Origin of the sequence: Aquabacterium soli (genome assembly GCF_003933735.1) — a bacterium.
Taxonomy (GTDB): Bacteria; Pseudomonadota; Gammaproteobacteria; order Burkholderiales; family Burkholderiaceae_C; genus Aquabacterium; species Aquabacterium soli.
The window spans coordinates 164336-181738 of the sequence record NZ_RSED01000001.1 but is presented as its reverse complement, the minus strand read 5'-3'; the positions used below and the strand labels follow the sequence as shown (position 1 = coordinate 181738).

Genomic DNA, 17403 nt, shown 5'->3' with positions numbered 1-17403 from the left:
CATGAAACACCCCAAACCCGACGCTCCTGACACCACCCGGCGGAACCTGCTCGGCCTGCCGCTGGTGGGCTGCCTTCCCCTCGGCGGCGTGAGCAGCCTTGCCTCGGGCTACACCGACGATGGGGCCACGGGACCGGCACCGCGCGCCACCCCAGCCAAGGCCGACGGGCCTGCGCCGGTGCGCCTGGCCCTGCTGATCGGCAACCGGGCCTACCCTCCGCCGTTCGACCTGCCCCCGGTGCACAAGAACGTGCGCGACCTGCGGGCCGTGCTCGAAAAGCGTGGTTTCAAAGTGACATCGGTGGTCGACCAGGACCCGGGCAATCTGCGCCGGGCCATCACCCAGTTCGCCCAGCAGTGCCAGAACGCGCCGGCCGATGCCTCGGTGATGTTCTATTACACGGGCCACGGCATGCAGGTCGAGGCCGAGAACCTGCTGCTGGGGGCAGGCGTCAATCCCAGCGCCAATGAACCGGTGCTGCTCAACGGCAGCCTGCACTTCAAGCGCGATGTGATCGACGTGCTGCCCAAGCGCCCCAACGGGCTGACGATGACCGTGATCGACGCCTGCCGCACCAACCTGCGGGCAGCGCTGCAGGCCGGCGACGGCTTCAACCAGGTCGAGGCCCCCGTGGGCTGCCTGATCGCGTTTTCCACCGGCGCCGGCAAGCCCGCGATCTCGCCTTCGGTGGAAACGGCCAACACCTTCTACACGGCCTCGTTGGTCAAGGTGCTGAACACCGCGTCCGACGACATCACCTTTTCGGACATGTTCCGCCTGGTCAAAACGGACGTGCAGAACACCATGCTGAACCATCCGATCGCCGGCATCCGGCAGATGGCCCAGTTCCCCTTCATCGCCGAGAACGTCCGCACCAAGATCCGCCTGTCGCTGCTGGCCAGTGCCCAGGGCGCGCCCGTCAAGTTCAGCAGCCAGGACGAATCGGCCCTGTGGCAGCAGATCGAAGCCAGCGGTTGGCCGGTCGATCTGATCAAGCTGTCGGACGACTACCTCAAGCGCTTTCCGAACAGCACGCTGGCAGGCAGCGCCCAGGTGGCCCGAGAAGGCGCCGACGACGCCGCCAAGGCCATGCGCCGCAACGACGTGCGCCTGTTCAAGAGCGCCTTCTTTCCCAAGGCCGAGACCGGCAACCCCGTGTGGGCAGAAATCCGCAAGGCGGCGCGTGGCGACAAGGATGCCGCCGCGCGGATCGCGCGCATCTACCTGCGCGGCGAGGGCGTCGACCGAGATACCAACCGCTACGAAGGCTGGATGCAGTACGCCGCGGCCCTGGGCAACGGGATCGCCTCGTACGAGCTGGCCGTGTACTACCGCAACCTGGACCAGCCGGTCATGGCAGCCCAGTTCGAGACCCGTGCCCGCGAGCTGGCCTACACACCACCGCCCACCCTGGACCACAACCGCAAATGACCTGGAACAACAAAGTCATCTGGACGGAGGGCATGTTCCTCCAGCCGCAGCACTTCCAGCAGCACGACAGGCACATCGAGCAGCAACTGCGTGACCGACTGCAGGCCGCCTGGGCCTACGGCTGGGGGTTCTCGTCGCTCACGCTGGACGACGCCGCCCTGAACCTGGGCAAGCTGGCCATCTCTGCCGCCCAGGGCCTGCTGCCCGACGGCACCGCATTTTCCCTGCCCAACAACGATGCCGCCCCGGCCGCATTCGATGTCCCCGCCGATGCACGCAACGAACTGATCGTGCTGGCGCTCACGCTTCAGCGCCCGGGCGTGATCGAATCCGACGCCGAGGAAGCCGGCGGCTCGCTGGGCACGCGCTACAAGGTCACCGAGGTCGACGTCGGTGACAACAACACCAACGCCGACCGCGACGCTGCCCTGCAGATCGGCCGCATCAACCTGCGCCTGATGATGGCGCGCGATGCGGTCGAAGGCTATGCCACCCTGGGCGTGGCCCGCGTGATCGAACGCCGTGCCGACAACAAGGTCGTGCTGGATCCGCACTACGTGCCTCCGCTGCTGCACTCGCGCGGCCATGTGATCCTCGACGGCTACGTGCGCGAGCTCTACGGCTTGCTGCACCAGCGCGGCGAGGCGCTGGCCAGCCGGCTGGCGCAACCCGGCCGCAGCGGCTCGGGCGAGATCGCCGATTTCCTGCTGCTCGAAACCGTCAACCGCAACGAACCGCTGTTCGCGCACTTGCAGGGCGTGTCGGTGCTGCACCCCGAGCGCCTGTACAGCGCCTGCCTGACGCTGGCCGGCGATCTGTCCACGTTCCGCGAGCGCCGCCGTCCCAGCGCCTACCCCGAGTACGACCACGACGACCTCGCGCGCACCTTCCGCCCCGTCATCGACGACCTGCGCCAGTCGCTGTCGATGGTGATGGAGCAGACCGCGATCCCGATCGAGCTGCAGGACCGGAAGTACGGCGTGCGCGTGGCCATCATCTCGGACGTGGAGCTGCAGCGCAGCGCCCAGTTCGTGCTGGCGGTGGCCGCCCAGATGCCGGGCGAGGCCCTGCGCGGGCGCTTCCCGACGCAGGTCAAGATCGGCCCGGTCGAGCGCATCCGCGACCTGGTCAACCTGCAACTGCCCGGCGTCACGCTGCGGCCGCTGCCGGTGGCGCCGCGCCAGATCCCCTACCACGCAGGCTTCAACTACTTCGAGCTCGAAACCCGCAACAACGAGCTGTGGAAGCAGCTCGAGAGCTCGGGCGGCATGGCGATGCACATCGCTGGCGAGTTCCCGGGCCTGGAGCTGGAGTTCTGGGCCATCCGCGCCTGAGAGGGAGAGAGGGAAGTCCGACATGCCCGCTCACCCCACCCTGACCACACGACCATCACACTCAGCGGCCCACCGGGCCGCTTTCCGCGAACGCCGCCGTGAGCACACGGGCGGGCAGAAAGCATCGTCATGAGCGATCAAGATCCCTTTGCCGCGTTCGAGTCCGAACGCACGGTCATCAAGCCCAGCGCCGGACGTGCCCGTCAGGGTGGCCAGGCCGGCGGCGCCGGTGGTGGCGCGGGTGGTGGTGGTTTCGGCGGCGGACCAGGGGGCCCCGGTGGTGGTGGTGGCTTCGGCGGTGGGCCTGGCGGCCCCGGAGCCGGCGGTGCGCCCGGCGGCAAGGACGCGCCGCTGGCCATGGACGCGCTGATGACGGCCAGCCTGAACCCGCTGGTCTCGGCCGCCATGCCGCTGCTGACCACGGCGCCCCGCATCCGCCACATGGTGCAGCACCCCAATCCGGCGGGCCTGAAAGATGCCCTGTCCGAGGGCATCCGCAAGTTCGAGGGCCAGGCCCGTGCCGATGGCCTGCCCAATGAGCAGATCGTCGCCGCACGCTACATCCTGTGCACCCTGCTCGACGAATCCGCCGCCAGCACGCCCTGGGGCGGCTCCGGCGTGTGGTCGGCGCAGAGCCTGCTGGTGCAGTTCCACAATGAAACGTGGGGCGGCGAGAAGGTCTTCCAGCTGATGTCCAAGCTGGCCGAGAACATCCCCAACAACCGCAACCTGCTCGAGCTGCTCTACGTGTGCCTGGCCTTCGGCTTCGAAGGCCGCTACCGCGTGCTCGACAACGGCCGTGCCCAGCTCGACAGCGTGCGCCAGCGACTGGCCCAGCTGCTGCGCCAGGGCCGCCCCGAGCCCGACAAGGCCCTGTCCATCCGCTGGAAGGGCGAAGAGGCCAAGGCCGCGCGCCTGGGCGACGGCATCCCGCTGTGGGTGATCGCCGCCTTCACCGGCCTGCTGCTGCTGGGCATCTACATCGGCTTCCGTTTCGGCATCAACGGCTCGTCCGACCCGGTGTTCAGCACCTTACAGGCCATGGACGCCAAGGCCGGCAGCACGCCCGCGGCCACGCCGCCGCCGGCCGACAAGCCGCGCCTGGCCGGCCTGCTGAGGCCCGAGATCGAAGCCGGGCTGGTCAACGTGCAGGACCTGGCCGACCGCTCCATCATCACCATCAAGGGCGATGGCTTCTTCGAGCCCGGCAGCGCCGAGATCGCAGACAAGGTCAAGCCGCTGCTGGTGCGCATCCAGGATGCGCTGCAGGCCTTCCCGGGCGCGGTGCTGATCACCGGCCACACCGACAACCAGCCGATCCGCTCGCTGCGCTACCCCTCCAACTGGCACCTCTCGCAAGACCGCGCCAATGCCGTGAAGAACACGCTCGGCGGGATCAAGCCCGACCGACTGCGCGCCGAAGGCCGTGCCGACACCGAGGCCGTGGCCGACAACGGCACACCCGAGGGCCGCTCCAAGAACCGCCGGGTCGAGGTGACTCTGTTCGTGGCCAATGCCAGCGGACAGGCCGCCTCCCTGACGGGCGCACCACCCGCCGCATCGACGACGCAGCAACCTCAAGCGGGCCAGTGACCGATCATGAAAAAATTCCTGTCCTTCCTCGTGCATCCCGTGCTGCTGGCCGTGCTGGGCGTGCTGGCGCTCTCCGCTCTCGTGTGGTGGGTCGGCCCGCTGATCGGCTTCGGCGAGAGCAAGCCCTTCGAACCCACCTGGGTGCGCCTGACCATCATCGGCGTCTTCTTCGGCATCCTGATCCTGAGCCTGGTGCTCAAGGCCATCCGGCGCAAGCGCGCCAACGCGGCCCTGCTCGAAGGCATGGCCAAGGGCCCCAGCGCTTCTGACAAAGAAGCCGCCACCCTCAATGACCGTTTCAACCAGGCCGTCAAGGTGCTGCAGGAATCGGGCAGCGGCAAGCGCTCGGTGTTCCAGCGCGGCCAGTTCATGTACGAGCTGCCCTGGTACATCTTCATCGGCGCGCCCGGCTCGGGCAAGACCACGGCCCTGCTCAACGCCGGCCTGACCTTCCCTCTGGCCGAGAAGCTGGGCCAGGCCAGCGTGCGCGGCGTGGGCGGCACCCGCAACTGCGACTGGTGGTTCACGGATGAAGCCGTGATGATCGACACGGCCGGCCGCTACACGCTGCAGGAGTCCGACAGCAGTGTCGACGCCAGCGCCTGGGACACCTTCCTGTCGCTGCTCAAGAAGACGCGTCCGCGCCGCCCGCTCAATGGCGTGCTGCTGACGATCAACGTGCAGGACCTGCTGCAGCAGACCCCGGCCGACCGCAAGGAGCACGCCGCCAAGCTGCGCGCCCGCATCCAGGAGCTGCACACCAAGCTGGGCATCCGCCCGCCGGTGTACGTGCTGCTGACCAAGGCTGACCTGATCGCCGGCTTCAACGAGAGCTTCGGCGCCATGGGCAAGGAAGAGCGCGACCAGGTCTGGGGCTTCACCTTCCCGTACGACGCCCGCGGCGAAGCCGACACCCTGCGCGAGTTCCAGTCCGAGTATGCCGCGCTGGAAAAGCGCATCCGCGAACGCCTGGTCGAACGCATGGAAGCCGAGAACGACGTGCTGCGCCGCGCCGCCATCTTCGCCTTCCCGCAGCAGTTCTCGGGCCTCAAGGGCCTACTGGGCGGCTTCCTGGAACAGGTCTTCGGCGGCGGTGGCTCGCTCGAAGAAAAGCCCATCCTGCGCGGTGTCTACTTCACCAGCGGCACCCAGGAGGGCACGCCCATCGACCGCGTGCTGGGCACCCTGGCCCGCACCTTCGGCGTCGAGCGCCGCCTGAACGCGCCCGCCGGTGCGCGCGGCAAGAGCTTCTTCCTGCACCGCCTGCTCAAAGAGGTCGTCTTCCAGGAGCAAGGCCTGGTCGGCGAGAACCGCGCCGTCGAAGTGCGCCGCCGCCGGCTCAAGCTGGCGGGTGTCGCCGCGCTGGCACTGCTCAGCGTGGTGCTGATCGCCGGCTGGAGCGTGAGCTATGTGCGCAACAAGGCCTACGTGGCCGAGGTCGAGGCGCGTCTGCCTGATCTGCAGAAGAAGGTCGACGGCCTGCCCCCGGCCACCAACAGCGATGTCACGCCCCTGCCCGATGTGCTGGGGGCCGTGCGCAACGCCGCCGTGCCTTCCGGGTTCGACTTCGAGAACGTGCCGCTGAGCTACGGCTTCGGCCTGTTCCAGGGCGACAAGCTCGACGCGGCCGCGCAGATCAGCTACCACCGCCTGCTGGACCACGCGATGATGCCGCGCGTGGCCCGCCGCCTGGAAGAGCGCCTGCGCGCCGTCAACCAGAGCAACCTGGAGCTGGCCTACGAGGCGCTCAAGGGCTACCTGATGCTTTACACGCCCGACAAGTTCGACCCGGCCGGCATCAAGGCCTGGATCACGCTGGACTGGGACGTGAACCTGCAGCGCAGCCTGACGCCCGAACAGCGCGAGGCGCTCGACAAGGACCTGGACGACATGCTGTCGCGAGGCGCCCCGCAACCCAACGTGCCGCTGGACAAGAACCTGGTGGCCAATGTGCGCGAGATGCTGGTGGCCTACCCGCTGGAGTACCGCGTGTTCAGCCGCCTCAAGCGCCAGCAGCTGGGCTCGGACCTGCCCGAGTTCTCGGTGGCCTCGGCCGGCGGCCCCAACGCCTCGCAGGTGTTCACCCGCGCCAGCACGCAGCCGCTGACCAAGGGCATCCCGGGCCTGTTCACGCGTGATGGCTACCACAAGGCCTTCAAGGATTCGGTGGGCGCCGTGGTCGAGCAGCTCGCCTCCGAAGAAGAATGGGTGCTGGGCACCAAGTCGGCCGCGACCGGCCTGGCAGCGCTCAAGGACAAGGCCACGGGCAACCAGGCGGCCGATGAAATGTCCAACCGCGTGCGCCGCCTCTACCTGGAGGAATACATCAAGGTGTGGGACGCCTACCTGGCCGATGTGCAGCTGGTCAAGCTGGGCGGCCTGGACCGCAGCCTGCAGGTGGCCCGCGTGGTGTCCGCGCCTGATTCGCCGCTGGCCTCCTACCTGCGCGGCGTGGCCCGCGAGACCAAACTTGTCCTGCCCAAGGGCGAGGCCAAGGAGAAGGCCGGCTCCGACACGGTGGTGGGCAAGCTGGACCAGCGCACCGAGAAGGCCCGCCGCGAAATGGCCGCGCTGGGCGCCGGAGAGCCCGGACCCACAGGCGGCAGCGCCGCCCCCATCGAGCAGATCGTCGACGACCACTTCGCCTACATCCACCGCATGGTCGAGGGCACCCCGCCGCCACTCGACGAAGTGCTCAAGATGTTCAACGAGGTGTATGTGCAGCTGGCCGCCGTGGATGCCGCGCAGAAGACCAAGACCCCGCCCCCCCCGGGCGGTGGTGCCGCCGCCAAGGCCGCCGCGGCCCAGCAGCCCGAGCCGATCAAGTCGATGCTGGAGCAACTGGCCGATGCCGGGGCCTCGCAGAGCCGCGTGGCCGAGCGCCAGGGCCTCACGGCCGAGCTCAAGCCGGTGGCGGACTTCTGCCAGCGCGCCATCGCCGGCCGCTACCCCTTCTCGCCCGGCTCCAAGGCCGACGCACTGCCGGACGACTTCTCGCAGATGTTCGGCGTGGGCGGCCTGATGGACGACTTCTACCAGCGCCGCCTGGTCACCGTGGTCGACACCGGCACCAACCCCTGGAGCTTCAAGCCCCTGCCCGACGGCACCAAACCGGCCGGCGGGGCCGCGCTGGCCGACTTCCAGCGCGCTGCGCGCATCCGCGACGTGTTCTTCCGTGCCGGCGGCAAGGTGCCCGCCTTCCGCGTGGACATCCGCGCGCTGGAAATGAGTCCCGATCTGAAGGAGCTCAACGTCGACATCGACGGCCAGGTGATCAAGTTCGTGCCCGGCAACACCACCGTGGCCACGGTGAACTGGCCCCCGCAGCGCCTGGCCTCGCAGGTCAAGGTCAGCACCGTGCCGGCCGGCACCCCGCAGGTGTTCGACGGCTCGTGGGCGCTGTTCCGCATGTTCGACCGCTTCGAAGTGCTGCCCTCGGCCCAGCCCGAGCGCTTCCAGGTCGTCATGAACCTGGACGGCAGGAAGGCCAAGCTGGAAGTGATCGCCAGCAGCGCCTTCAACCCGTTCCGGCTGCGCGAGATCCAGCAGTTCCGCTGCCCGGGGTCGCTGTGAACGGCCTGCCCGACACCTTCGGATCCGACGGCGCCGAGCCGGGCAGCGCCCCAGGCGGCGTGCCTGGCTGGTATGGCAAGCTGCCCTCGCTGGGCGATTTCGCCTCGCGCCGCCTGTCGCATGAGCTGATCGAAGCCTGGGACGCCTGGCTGGCCGAAGAGATCGGCACCCTGCGCCAGCAGTGGCCCGACGAGTGGCTCAATGGTTACCTGCAAAGCCCCACCTGGCGCTTCGTGCTGAGCGCGGGCACCTTGGGCGCAGCCCAGGCCTGGCCGGTGGCCGGTGTCTTGATGCCCTCGGTCGACCGCGTGGGCCGCTACTTCCCGCTCACCATCATCGCGCCGCTCACCAACCTGCCGCGCAGCCACGAGCAGGCCGACAGCCTGTTCAACTGGCTGCACGCCATGGACGACCTGGCTGCCGATGCCATGGAAGAAGACTGGCCCATCGATGCGCTGGACCAAGCCCTGGCCCGGCTCCCCGCCCCCGTGTGGACGGACGAGGCGCCGCCTTTGGCCCAGGCCCTGGCCCGCCTGGCCAGCGGCGACACCCGCCTGGTGGCGCTGCCCCTGCCCGAGACACGCCACGCCCTGGCCGACGGCCTGGGCCGCGCCCTGTGGCATTCAGGCCTGGATGCGCTGCTCTCGCGCAGCCTGGCCCCCGGCCTGAGCTGGTGGTGGGCCGAACCCGCCGATCCGGCCCAACCCCGCCAGACCCTGCTGGGGCGTGGCCTGCCCAGTGGGGCCGACTTCGAAACACTGATGGGGCCGCAGCGCCACAACGGCCTGGTACACAGCGGCTTCGCCCCGGCAGACCTGGGTGATACTGCAGCACCCGATCACCACGCCGTTTGACCCACGATGAGCAGCGACCCCTTCTCCAATCTGCCACCAGGGGACTCTCCCGAAGAGGACGACCGCACGGTGATCCGCCCGTCGCCACGGCCTGCCACGCCTGTGCCCGCACCATCGCCCGCCGCCCTCCCGCAGGACGCCGCCGATGAATGGCTGCCCCCTGTGGCCCCCCTGGCCCCTGAGCCGGCCCAGCCCAGCGTCACCGGCGGCCCGGCCAGCATCCCCATCCCGCCCACGCGCCCCTCGCACACCGCCGGCCTGGGCTCGCCCGCCATCGGCGGGGTGCCCGGCGACCATGGCAACACCCTGCCCGTGGGCACCTACGTCGGTGAGTTCGAGGTCACCGACACGCTGGGCGAAGGCGGCTTCGGCATCGTCTACCTGGCCTGGGATCACTCGCTGGAGCGCAAGGTCGCGCTCAAGGAATACATGCCCGCCGCGCTGGCCGCGCGCGGCCAGGGGCTGGCGGTCACCGTCAAGTCCGCCCGCCACGCCGAGACCTTCGAAGCCGGGCTGCGCAGCTTCGTGAACGAGGCCAAGCTGCTGGCCCAGTTCGACCACCCGTCCATGGTCAAGGTGTACCGGTTCTGGGAGGCCAACGGCACCGCCTACATGGTGATGCCCTTCTACGAAGGCACCACCCTCAAGGACACGCTCAAGGAGATGGGTGGCACCCCGCCCGATGAGGCCTGGCTGACCGCCCTGCTCGCGCCCGTGAGCGAAGCGCTCGAAGTGCTGCACGGCCAGCAGTGCTACCACCGCGACATCGCCCCCGACAACATCATCCTGCTCAAGGGCACGGGCAAGCCGCTGCTGCTCGATTTCGGGGCCGCCCGCCGCGTGATCGGCGACATGACGCAGGCGCTCACCGTGATCCTCAAGTCCGGCTACGCCCCGGTGGAGCAGTACGCCGAGGTGCCCGGCATGAACCAGGGCCCCTGGACAGACGTCTACGCGCTGGCCGCCTCGGTCTACTACGCCATCAACGGCAAGACCCCGCCGCCCGCCGTGGGCCGCCTGGTCAACGACAGCTACGTGCCCCTGGCCCAGTCGGCCGCCGGCAAGTACAGCGACCGCTTCCTGCGCGCCATCGACCACGCCCTGGTCGTCAAGCCGGACGACCGCATCCAGAACATGGCGCAGCTGCGCGAAGAACTGGGGCTGGGCCTGGGCTACGTGCCGCCCACCACCATGCCCTCGCCGCACGGCGGCGCTCCCAAAGGTACGGCCGGCGGTTCCGGCACGCCGCCCAAGGCCAAGCCAGCCAAACCCGCCAAGGCAGACGGTGAGGCCCCGAGCAACAAGCGCCTGCCATTGATCATCGGTGGCGCGGTACTGGCGCTGGCCGCGGCCGGCGGCATCGGCTATGCCGTGCTGGGCGGCAAAAAGGACGCGGACGCGCCTGACACCCCAGCCTCCGCGCCCGCTGCCAGTGCCGTCACGGCGGCCGTGCCCGCACCGGCCCCCACCCCGCCGGTCGAGGCCGCCCCCACGGGCCCCTTCGACCCCGTCAAGGAATTCGACCGCATCGTCACCAACGCGTCGACCAGCTTCACGGTCGAGGGCGCGCCCATCAAGCAGCGCCTGCAGATCGGCAAGGACCGCCTGGGCTTTTCGTTCACCTCGTCCAAGCCGGGCTATGCCTATGTGCTGCTGGTCAGCACCGACGGCACCTTCATGAAGCTCTTCCCCAACCGGATCGCACCGACCAACCACGTCGAGGCCGGCGAGCACATCCACCTGCCCGACAAGAGCTGGCCCATGGACGCGGCCGGACCGGCCGGCACGGACCACTTCGTCGTCATCGTCTCCAGCCGCCCGCGCGACTTCACCGAGGCCGGCGGCCGCAACGAAGGCGGTTTCGTCGAATTCCCGCGCGACGAGGCCGAAGCCGCCTGGCGCAACCACAAGGGCCCCGGCTCGGTGTTCGCCGGCAAGCCCGTGTGTGATGGCGGCGGCGCCTGCCCGGACGACTACGGTGCCGCCCATTTCACGCTCGAAGAATTCGAATAAGCCACCCCCTCCGTCCCACCCGGGACACCCCAGATGCATCCCAGGGAGCGAACCGCATGAGCACCGACTGGACACCCAATTTCGGCCAACTGGACCGCACCGCGCCCACCTGGGCGCCCAAGCGCCCCGTGCGCATCGCCCTGCTGGGTGATTTCAGCGCCGGCGCCGCCGCCGGCCGCCTGGACAGCGGCAGCGCGCTGTCCAAACGCAAGCCCATCCCGGTCGAGTTCGACACCCTCGAAGACGCGCTTTCGCGCCTGGACGTCAAGCTCAACCTGCCGCTGGGCGAGCAGGGCAGCGTCGAGATCAACCTCACCGAGCTCGAGTCCTTCCACCCCGACGAGCTCTACCGCAACCTGGATCTGTTCTCGCAGCTGTCCAGCCTGCGCAAGCAGCTGAACAATACCGCCACCTTCGCCAAGGCCGCCGCCCAGGTGCAGGGCTGGGCCGATGGCAAGGCCAGGAAGGCCACGCGCACCAGCCGCAAGTCCAAGGCCCGTGGCGCCGCCCCCGCGGCCGATGCGAAGCTGAGCGATTTCGCCCGCCTGGTGGGCTTCGCCAGCGCACCTGAAGACGCGCCCGCAGCCGCCGGCGGCGCCGACGCGCTGATCCGCAGCATCGTCGCGCCCTTCATCGTGCCGGCTGCCAGCCCCAACAAGGATGCGCTGGTCGCCTCGGTGGACAACGCCCTGTCCGACGCGCTGCGCGCCGTGCTGCACCACGCCGACTTCCAGACGCTCGAGTCGCTCTGGCGCGGCGCCGACTTCCTGCTGCGCCGCCTGGAGACCGGCCCCGGCCTGCAGGTGCACCTGATCGACCTGAGCGCCGAAGAATTCGCCGCTGACCTCAGCAGCACGGACGACCTGTCCGAGACCGCGCTGTACAAGCTGCTGGTCGAGAACCCCTCGCAGGACAAGACCGGCGGCTACACCCTGCTGTGCGGCCTGTACCAGTTCGAGGCCACGCCGCCGCATGCCGAGCTGCTGGGCCGCATCGCCCAGATCGCGCAGCAGGCCAATGCGCCCTTCGTCACCAGCTTCAGCATCGACGGCCTGACCGACCGCAAGAAGCCGCCGCATGCCCTGGTGCAAGAGGCCTTGCGCGCCCTGCAGGGCCTGCCCTCGGCCAGCCACCTCAGCCTGATGGCACCTCGCTTCATGCTGCGCCATCCCTACGGCAAGCGCAGCGACCCGATCAGCAGCTTCGAGTTCGAAGAATTCACGGCCCAGGAGGGCCTGCGCGGCATGCTGTGGGGCCACCCCGCGCTGCTGGCCGCCAGCGCCGTGGCAGGCAACGATGGGCTGACCATCGGTGATCTGCCCTTCTACCATTTCAAGGATGCGGACGGCGACACCATCGCCCTGCCCACCACCGAGCGCCTGCTCAACACCGACGCGGCCACCACCCTGCGTGACTGGGGCATCAGCCCGCTGCTGGCCCACAAGGGTGCGCCCGAGCTGCGCCTGGCCGGCCTGGACGCCGTCAACGGCGCCGCGCTGGGCAAGGCCACGCCGGTGTCGTCCAGGCCCCGCGTGGGCGTGGAGACCAAGGTCGGCATCGGCGCCGGGCTCACCGTCACGGCCACCACCCGCAAGCCCGCCGCGGGCAAGCCGGCCACCAAGGGCGACGATGACGACGTGCTGGCAGGCCTGAGCGGCGACGACAGCGGCGCCAGCGACGACCTCGACGCACTGCTCGCCGGGCTGGACGACTCGTCCTCATCGTCCAGCGACAGCAGTGGCGATGACGACCTGGACGCCCTGCTCGCCAGCCTGGGTGGCGACGACAGCAGCGCGTCCAGCGACGACAGTGCATCGTCCGACAGCGGCAGCGACGAGATGGACCCGGAGCTGGCGGCCTTGCTGGCCTCGCTGGAGTGAAGGCTCAGCCGGTTGACGCGCCGGCGCCGTCTTTCTGCCCGTTCACACCCATCCCTTCGGCCCCGTCCTTTCAGACGGGGACACTACCTTTCCGGCAATGGGCAAGCCGCCCAAAGGTGCCTAGAGTCGGCCCACGATTGCAGCCACAGCAGCGCCCGGGAGGCGCACGCCGCATCGAGGGCCGACACGCCCACGAAATGACGCATCACACGCCATGAGATCCATTCGACACCTGCTCTCCCGCATCACCGCGCCTTTGCTGCTGGCCGCCGCCACAGCCTTCGGCCCCGCCGTGGCCCAACCCGCCGCGCCGGCCAAGGCACCTGCCGCAGCCGCCAGCGCCGCGGTCGACACGCCCCGCAAACCTGGCGTGCTGCGCGTGGCCGTCAAACCGGCCAAACCCTTCGCCTACGAAGAAAATGGCCAATGGAAGGGCTACAGCGTCGAGTTGTGGAACGCCATCGCCCAGCAGGAGCAATGGCAGTTCGAGTGGGTGCCCATGGACACCGTGCCGCAAACCCTCGAAGCCCTGCAGAAGGGCCAGGTCGATGTCGGCGTGGGCGCGCTGAGCATCACCGAAGAGCGTGAAAAAGTGCTCGATTTCTCGCACCCCTTCTTCGAATCGGGCCTGCAGATCATGTCGCCCGTGGCCTCCGCCGGCTCGATCTGGGTGGCCCTCCAGGGCCTGGCCTCGGCCCCGGTGCTGGGTGGCTTCGGCGCCCTGGTCCTGGCCCTGCTGCTGGTCTCCTGGCTGCTGTGGTGGTTCGAGCACAAGGACAACGAAGAGAGCTTCCCGGCCCCGGCCTGGATCGGCTTCAAGGAATCGCTCTGGTGGTCGACCAACATCCTGATCGCCGGCGGCTGCGAGAACAAGTCGCCCAACGGCACCCCCGGCCGCCTGCTGGCCGTGGTGTGGATGCTCGGCGGCATCGCCTTCACCTCCTACATCACCGCCGTGTTCACCTCCACCCTGACGGTCACGCGCCTGAACACGCAGGTGCGCGGCATGGCCGACCTGCAGGGCCAGATCGTCGGCACCGTCGAGGGCAGCTCCAGCGACGCCTACCTCAACAAGCTCGGCGGCATCCCGGTCGAGGGCCACGACTCGGTCGATTCGGCCATGGCCGCGCTGCTCAAGAAGGACGTCAAGGCCGTGGTCTACGACGCCCCGATGCTGCGCTACTGGATGTCCACCCACCCGGCAGAAAATGAAAAAGTCGCGCTGGCCGGTGACACCTTCGCCCGCCAGCACTACGGCTTCGCCCTGCCGGTGGGCAGCGCCAAGCGCAAGGAAATCAACGAAACCCTGCTGCAATTGCGTGGCTCGGGCTTCCTGGAAGATCTGGAAAAACGCTGGTTCGGGTCCATCCAGGCCCCGTTGAGCCAATGACCTGATCAGGAGGGCTGGGCCATCCCTAAGCTCAGGGACCCGACCCCTACCCCGACGACGCCGTTGAGTCTATGATTGCCGAATTACCCTAAGGAGCACCCGCCATGAACCGCCCCCTCACCCCTGAATCGCACGCTGCGCGCCGCATCCTGGCCGCCTGCCTGCTGACAGCGGCGCTGGGCGCCTCGCCCGCCTGGGCCCAGGACGCCGCGCCCGCCCCCGCCGATGCCGGCGCGGCCGCCGGCCCCGTGGATGTCGGCACCACCGTCCCCGATGCAGCCTCTGTCAAGGAAGGCCTGTTCCCTGAAGACGCCTGCAAGGAACTCGAAGCCAACGGCTTCAAGTGCATGGGCTTCAAGCCCGCCATCAAGTACTCGCTGCCCGCCTCGTCGTTCGCGCTGGGCTCGGCCGTGCTGCCCGAGTTGCTCAAGCGCCAGCTCGACGTCTTCGCCGACGTGCTGCGCGGCAAGCGTGGCTCGTCCGGCCGCCAGGTCAAGATCGTGGGCCACGCCGATGCCTCCGGCTCGCAGGCCGGCAACCTGAGCCTGTCGCAGCGCCGCGCCGAATCCGTGCGCGCCTACCTGGTCCAGAAGGGCGCCGATGGCGGCATGCTCGAAGCCGTGGGCCTGGGCTCGACCGACCCCAAGAACAAGGCTGATCCGTACTCCAGCGAGAACCGCCGCGTGGAGATCGGTCGCGCCAAGTAAGCGCACCGCACCGCAGGAAGGCCGCTGATCCAGCGGCCTTTTTTCCGCCTGCGCCTCGTCATCGCTCCATGCCCAGCGGCAACACCCATGGCATGACCACGCGCCTGGCCCGCAACACGCAACTGCTGCAGGCAGCCGTGGCAGCGCTGGGCAACGGGCAGCAGACCGGCCAAGGGGGCACGACAGCGTCCACCCCGCCGCCGGCCCGGCCCAAGGCCGTGCGCACCTTCACCGATGTGCACGATTTCAATCGCGCGGCGAACAATGGCGCCTGGGTGAAGACCGTTTTACGCAACAAGGCCGGTGGCTGACATGGACATGCTCGAGCTGCAGGAGCAATTCATCGGCGAACTGCTCGACGCCATCACCGAACCATGGGAACGCATCGAGGTGCACTACGAGAACTTCGCATGGAGCGATGGCAGCTCGGAGATCTACGTGGCCAACCGCTTCCTGGGTGACGAGAAGATCGACGTCGACCTGTCCGTAGAAGCGCTCGACGCACTGGCGGCGCTTCAGGAGCACCCGCCCCAAGGGCAGAGCGAAGCCTGGACCTGGCTGACGTTCACCCTGTACGCCACAGGCAAATACCACTTCGATTATCAGTACGGCGTGCCGCCACTGGTGGCGCGGGAAATCGCGGCAAACCGTTGATCAGACGCCAATGTGGCAATGGCGCGGCCAAGACCCGCCATCCACGACACAACGCAAGGGCGCGCGAGCGCATGGCGGCTCGACCCGGGCCACTGCTTCATCGACAGATCGTGCTGCACCCACCTGCCGAAGCTGCGTGCAGGCGCATCAAGGAATGTGCTCGGTGACCTGCCCAGGGAAGGTCACCTGGATCACCCCGGCCCACATGCACATCAGCTTGCTCGTGTTGTTGAGCGCGGGCATGTTGGCCAGCAGCACCGTGGGCGAGCCAGGCACCCAGGGTGACACGGTGGCCGGCACGCAGGGCATGGGCGTGAGCACTCCCATGGCAGCCGCCGTGGCCGCCGCCACCACCGGGTTGGCGGGGCTGGAACACATCCCGAACGGCCGGATGTTCACGATGGGGATGTGGTCCATGATGTTGGCCGCCGGCTGGTTGCTGGTCATCATCCGGTTCAGCGGCAATACGCCCATGGCACTGGGCGCAGCCCCGAAGGAGCATGCCAGCAATGCGTTGTTGCACACATGGCTGATCGCACCGCTGCCTGCCGATGAAGCCCCTCCGGCTGCCGCAGCCACCGCGGGTGCCGCGATCTTCTTGACCGCAGAGATATTGTGGGTAGGCCAGATGGCGCCCTCATAACCAGAGGGGTTGAGCCCGCCGACTTCCAACGCCTTCCAGGTGAAATCGATGCAGCTGTTCGTCAGCCCGTTGTAACGTGTGCTGAAGCCGGCGGCGGTGGGGTCCTCGCCAAAGGATTTCATCGCGTTGTACTGCGCATCGGAGATGTCGATGGTGCGCGAGTACGCCTTGCTCTTGTAGTTCGTGCTGTCGTCGTTGTAGACCTGTCCCGGCGCGAAGGGGCTGCCGTGGTGCTCTTCGTCGGGAGCGAACCCATAGCTGGTCGTGCTGCCATCGTCGTCCGTGAGCTCATACCACATGTGCCCCACGGAGGATGTCCCTCCAGAGGCCAGCTCCGTGCCTCTGTCGGCAATGTTGATCGTGACCTTTGGCATGTGTGGCCTCCTTACTTGCCCATGTAGGCCCGGACAACGGAGAACTGGGTCCCCGCATCCCGGTACTGCGGCGCATCGTGTCGGTTGACGAGCCTGACCTTGAAACGGCCTGGCGCGAGCTTGACTGACGCCAGCCGGCTGACGAGCTTGTCGGCGGTCGCTGATGTCTTGCGTGGCCGCTCGATCTCGCTGTCGTGGACGGTGCGGTCCTGCCCCCCGTCCGCAGCCAGAGCGATCACCGACAGATGAACATCGATGCCTGCGCCAGGCTCCTCCCAGCGCCCCGTTGCCGGATTCAAAAAGGGCGCTCCCGCAAGCCGAACCGCCTGGGCGCGGCCGGCCGCATCGCCCTCCTTGAAGGGGTAGAGCAGGTTGAAGGCGTAGAACGTCTCCTCCCGGATCTCGAATTCAGCCTCGACCACGGTCTGCGCGTGAGACATGTCTACCGGCAATTGGAACGGTGGATGCTGCAGGCCCGCACCGTTCACACAACCGCTGGACGCACCGCCGATGAACAGCGCTGCCAGAACACGGCGACCGATCCCGGGCAGTCCGGGTGTCCGGGGCTTGCTCATGGCTCGACCCTCAGTTTTTCAATGCGCGTGGCCTTGCCCCGCTCGAAGTACACCCTGAACACCCATGTGGGCTCCCCGGGGAACTGTGTGTTGTTGACGAAGGTCATGACGATCTCGCTGTTGTCCGGCTCGATCGACTGTCGCCACATGACGTCCAACGGGTTGGTGTGTGGTGGCCACTTCGCAGGGTCGGCCTTCACCTTGTAGGTGAAGGCGCCGCCCGCCAGCCTGGCCTCGAAGGGTGCCATGCCAGGAAGCACCTGCCCTTGCAGGATGGAAGCACGGTGAGCCTCGGGAAATGCTGCAGGCTCCTGCTCGAACATCCGTTGGGCATAGGCTTTCCGCTCCGTAGGCGTCATGTTCATGAAAAAGCTCCTTGCG

The 17403-nt window shown here is 68.3% G+C and carries 14 protein-coding genes; 11 read left to right on the top strand and 3 right to left on the bottom strand.

Annotated features, from left to right (window positions below):
* Position 1 precedes the first annotated feature (1 nt).
* The 11 genes from EIP75_RS00735 to EIP75_RS00685 all read left to right on the top strand — a co-directional run bounded on the left by EIP75_RS00735 (position 2) and on the right by EIP75_RS00685 (position 15430).
* Entirely contained in the window at positions 2–1432 is a 1431-nt protein-coding gene (locus EIP75_RS00735; protein ID WP_125241302.1) for a caspase family protein, read from the top strand.
* Positions 1429–2766, top strand: a complete 1338-nt coding sequence (tssK, locus tag EIP75_RS00730; protein WP_125241301.1) for a type VI secretion system baseplate subunit TssK — start codon at positions 1429–1431, stop codon at positions 2764–2766. The genes EIP75_RS00735 and tssK overlap by 4 nt, the downstream gene beginning before the upstream one ends.
* Before the next feature lie 129 nt (positions 2767–2895).
* A complete protein-coding gene (locus EIP75_RS00725) occupies positions 2896–4359 on the top strand; it encodes a DotU family type VI secretion system protein (RefSeq protein WP_125241300.1) in 1464 nt (487 codons plus the stop codon).
* A gap of 6 nt (positions 4360–4365) precedes the next feature.
* Positions 4366–7932, top strand: coding sequence for a type VI secretion system membrane subunit TssM (gene tssM / locus EIP75_RS00720; RefSeq protein ID WP_125241299.1), 3567 nt, complete (start codon positions 4366–4368; stop codon positions 7930–7932).
* Positions 7929–8786 (top strand): type VI secretion system-associated protein TagF, encoded by an 858-nt coding sequence (gene tagF / locus EIP75_RS24265; protein ID WP_199758454.1) that lies wholly within the window; start codon positions 7929–7931, stop codon positions 8784–8786. The genes tssM and tagF overlap by 4 nt, the downstream gene beginning before the upstream one ends.
* Before the next feature lie 6 nt (positions 8787–8792).
* Positions 8793–10799 carry a protein kinase domain-containing protein gene (locus tag EIP75_RS00710; protein ID WP_125241298.1) on the top strand — a complete coding sequence of 669 codons (2007 nt, stop codon included), beginning with the start codon at positions 8793–8795 and terminating at the stop codon, positions 10797–10799.
* 56 nt (positions 10800–10855) lie between these two features.
* On the top strand, positions 10856–12679 hold the full coding sequence (locus tag EIP75_RS00705) for a type VI secretion system contractile sheath domain-containing protein (RefSeq protein WP_125241297.1): 1824 nt from the start codon (positions 10856–10858) through the stop codon (positions 12677–12679).
* Positions 12680–12893: 214 nt separating this feature from the next.
* Positions 12894–14069 (top strand): transporter substrate-binding domain-containing protein, encoded by a 1176-nt coding sequence (locus tag EIP75_RS00700; RefSeq protein ID WP_125241296.1) that lies wholly within the window; start codon positions 12894–12896, stop codon positions 14067–14069.
* Positions 14070–14173: 104 nt separating this feature from the next.
* Positions 14174–14776, top strand: coding sequence for an OmpA family protein (locus tag EIP75_RS00695; protein ID WP_125241295.1), 603 nt, complete (start codon positions 14174–14176; stop codon positions 14774–14776).
* Positions 14777–14844: 68 nt separating this feature from the next.
* The gene (locus EIP75_RS00690; RefSeq protein WP_125241294.1) at positions 14845–15087 is read left to right on the top strand and encodes a hypothetical protein; all 243 of its coding nucleotides are present in this window, start codon (positions 14845–14847) and stop codon (positions 15085–15087) included.
* Between the two features lies 1 nt (position 15088).
* Entirely contained in the window at positions 15089–15430 is a 342-nt protein-coding gene (locus tag EIP75_RS00685; protein WP_125241293.1) for a hypothetical protein, read from the top strand.
* Between the two features lie 147 nt (positions 15431–15577).
* On the opposite strand, the gene EIP75_RS24400 is transcribed toward EIP75_RS00685, so the two are convergent.
* The 3 genes from EIP75_RS24400 to EIP75_RS00670 all read right to left on the bottom strand — a co-directional run bounded on the left by EIP75_RS24400 (position 15578) and on the right by EIP75_RS00670 (position 17387).
* Complete coding sequence (locus tag EIP75_RS24400; RefSeq protein ID WP_274379796.1) at positions 15578–15964, bottom strand: DUF4280 domain-containing protein; 387 nt, start codon at positions 15962–15964, stop codon at positions 15578–15580.
* Between the two features lie 494 nt (positions 15965–16458).
* Positions 16459–17022, bottom strand: coding sequence for a DUF5625 family protein (locus tag EIP75_RS00675; protein ID WP_125241292.1), 564 nt, complete (start codon positions 17020–17022; stop codon positions 16459–16461).
* Positions 17019–17387 carry a hypothetical protein gene (locus tag EIP75_RS00670; RefSeq protein WP_199758453.1) on the bottom strand — a complete coding sequence of 123 codons (369 nt, stop codon included), beginning with the start codon at positions 17385–17387 and terminating at the stop codon, positions 17019–17021. Before EIP75_RS00670 ends, EIP75_RS00675 begins: the two co-directional genes overlap by 4 nt.
* Between the last annotated feature and the right edge of the window lie 16 nt (positions 17388–17403).

Excerpts from the sequence above, each read along its gene's own strand:
- EIP75_RS00735 (WP_125241302.1), top strand. The coding sequence starts at position 2 with ATGAAACACCCCAAACCCGACGCTCCTGACACCACCCGGCGGAACCTG.
- tssK (WP_125241301.1), top strand. The coding sequence starts at position 1,429 with ATGACCTGGAACAACAAAGTCATCTGGACGGAGGGCATGTTCCTCCAG.
- EIP75_RS00725 (WP_125241300.1), top strand. The coding sequence starts at position 2,896 with ATGAGCGATCAAGATCCCTTTGCCGCGTTCGAGTCCGAACGCACGGTC.
- tssM (WP_125241299.1), top strand. The coding sequence starts at position 4,366 with ATGAAAAAATTCCTGTCCTTCCTCGTGCATCCCGTGCTGCTGGCCGTG.
- EIP75_RS00710 (WP_125241298.1), top strand. The coding sequence starts at position 8,793 with ATGAGCAGCGACCCCTTCTCCAATCTGCCACCAGGGGACTCTCCCGAA.
- EIP75_RS00705 (WP_125241297.1), top strand. The coding sequence starts at position 10,856 with ATGAGCACCGACTGGACACCCAATTTCGGCCAACTGGACCGCACCGCG.
- EIP75_RS00700 (WP_125241296.1), top strand. The coding sequence starts at position 12,894 with ATGAGATCCATTCGACACCTGCTCTCCCGCATCACCGCGCCTTTGCTG.
- EIP75_RS00695 (WP_125241295.1), top strand. The coding sequence starts at position 14,174 with ATGAACCGCCCCCTCACCCCTGAATCGCACGCTGCGCGCCGCATCCTG.
- EIP75_RS00690 (WP_125241294.1), top strand. The coding sequence starts at position 14,845 with ATGCCCAGCGGCAACACCCATGGCATGACCACGCGCCTGGCCCGCAAC.
- EIP75_RS00685 (WP_125241293.1), top strand. The coding sequence starts at position 15,089 with ATGGACATGCTCGAGCTGCAGGAGCAATTCATCGGCGAACTGCTCGAC.
- EIP75_RS00675 (WP_125241292.1), bottom strand. The coding sequence starts at position 17,022 with ATGAGCAAGCCCCGGACACCCGGACTGCCCGGGATCGGTCGCCGTGTT.
- EIP75_RS00670 (WP_199758453.1), bottom strand. The coding sequence starts at position 17,387 with ATGAACATGACGCCTACGGAGCGGAAAGCCTATGCCCAACGGATGTTC.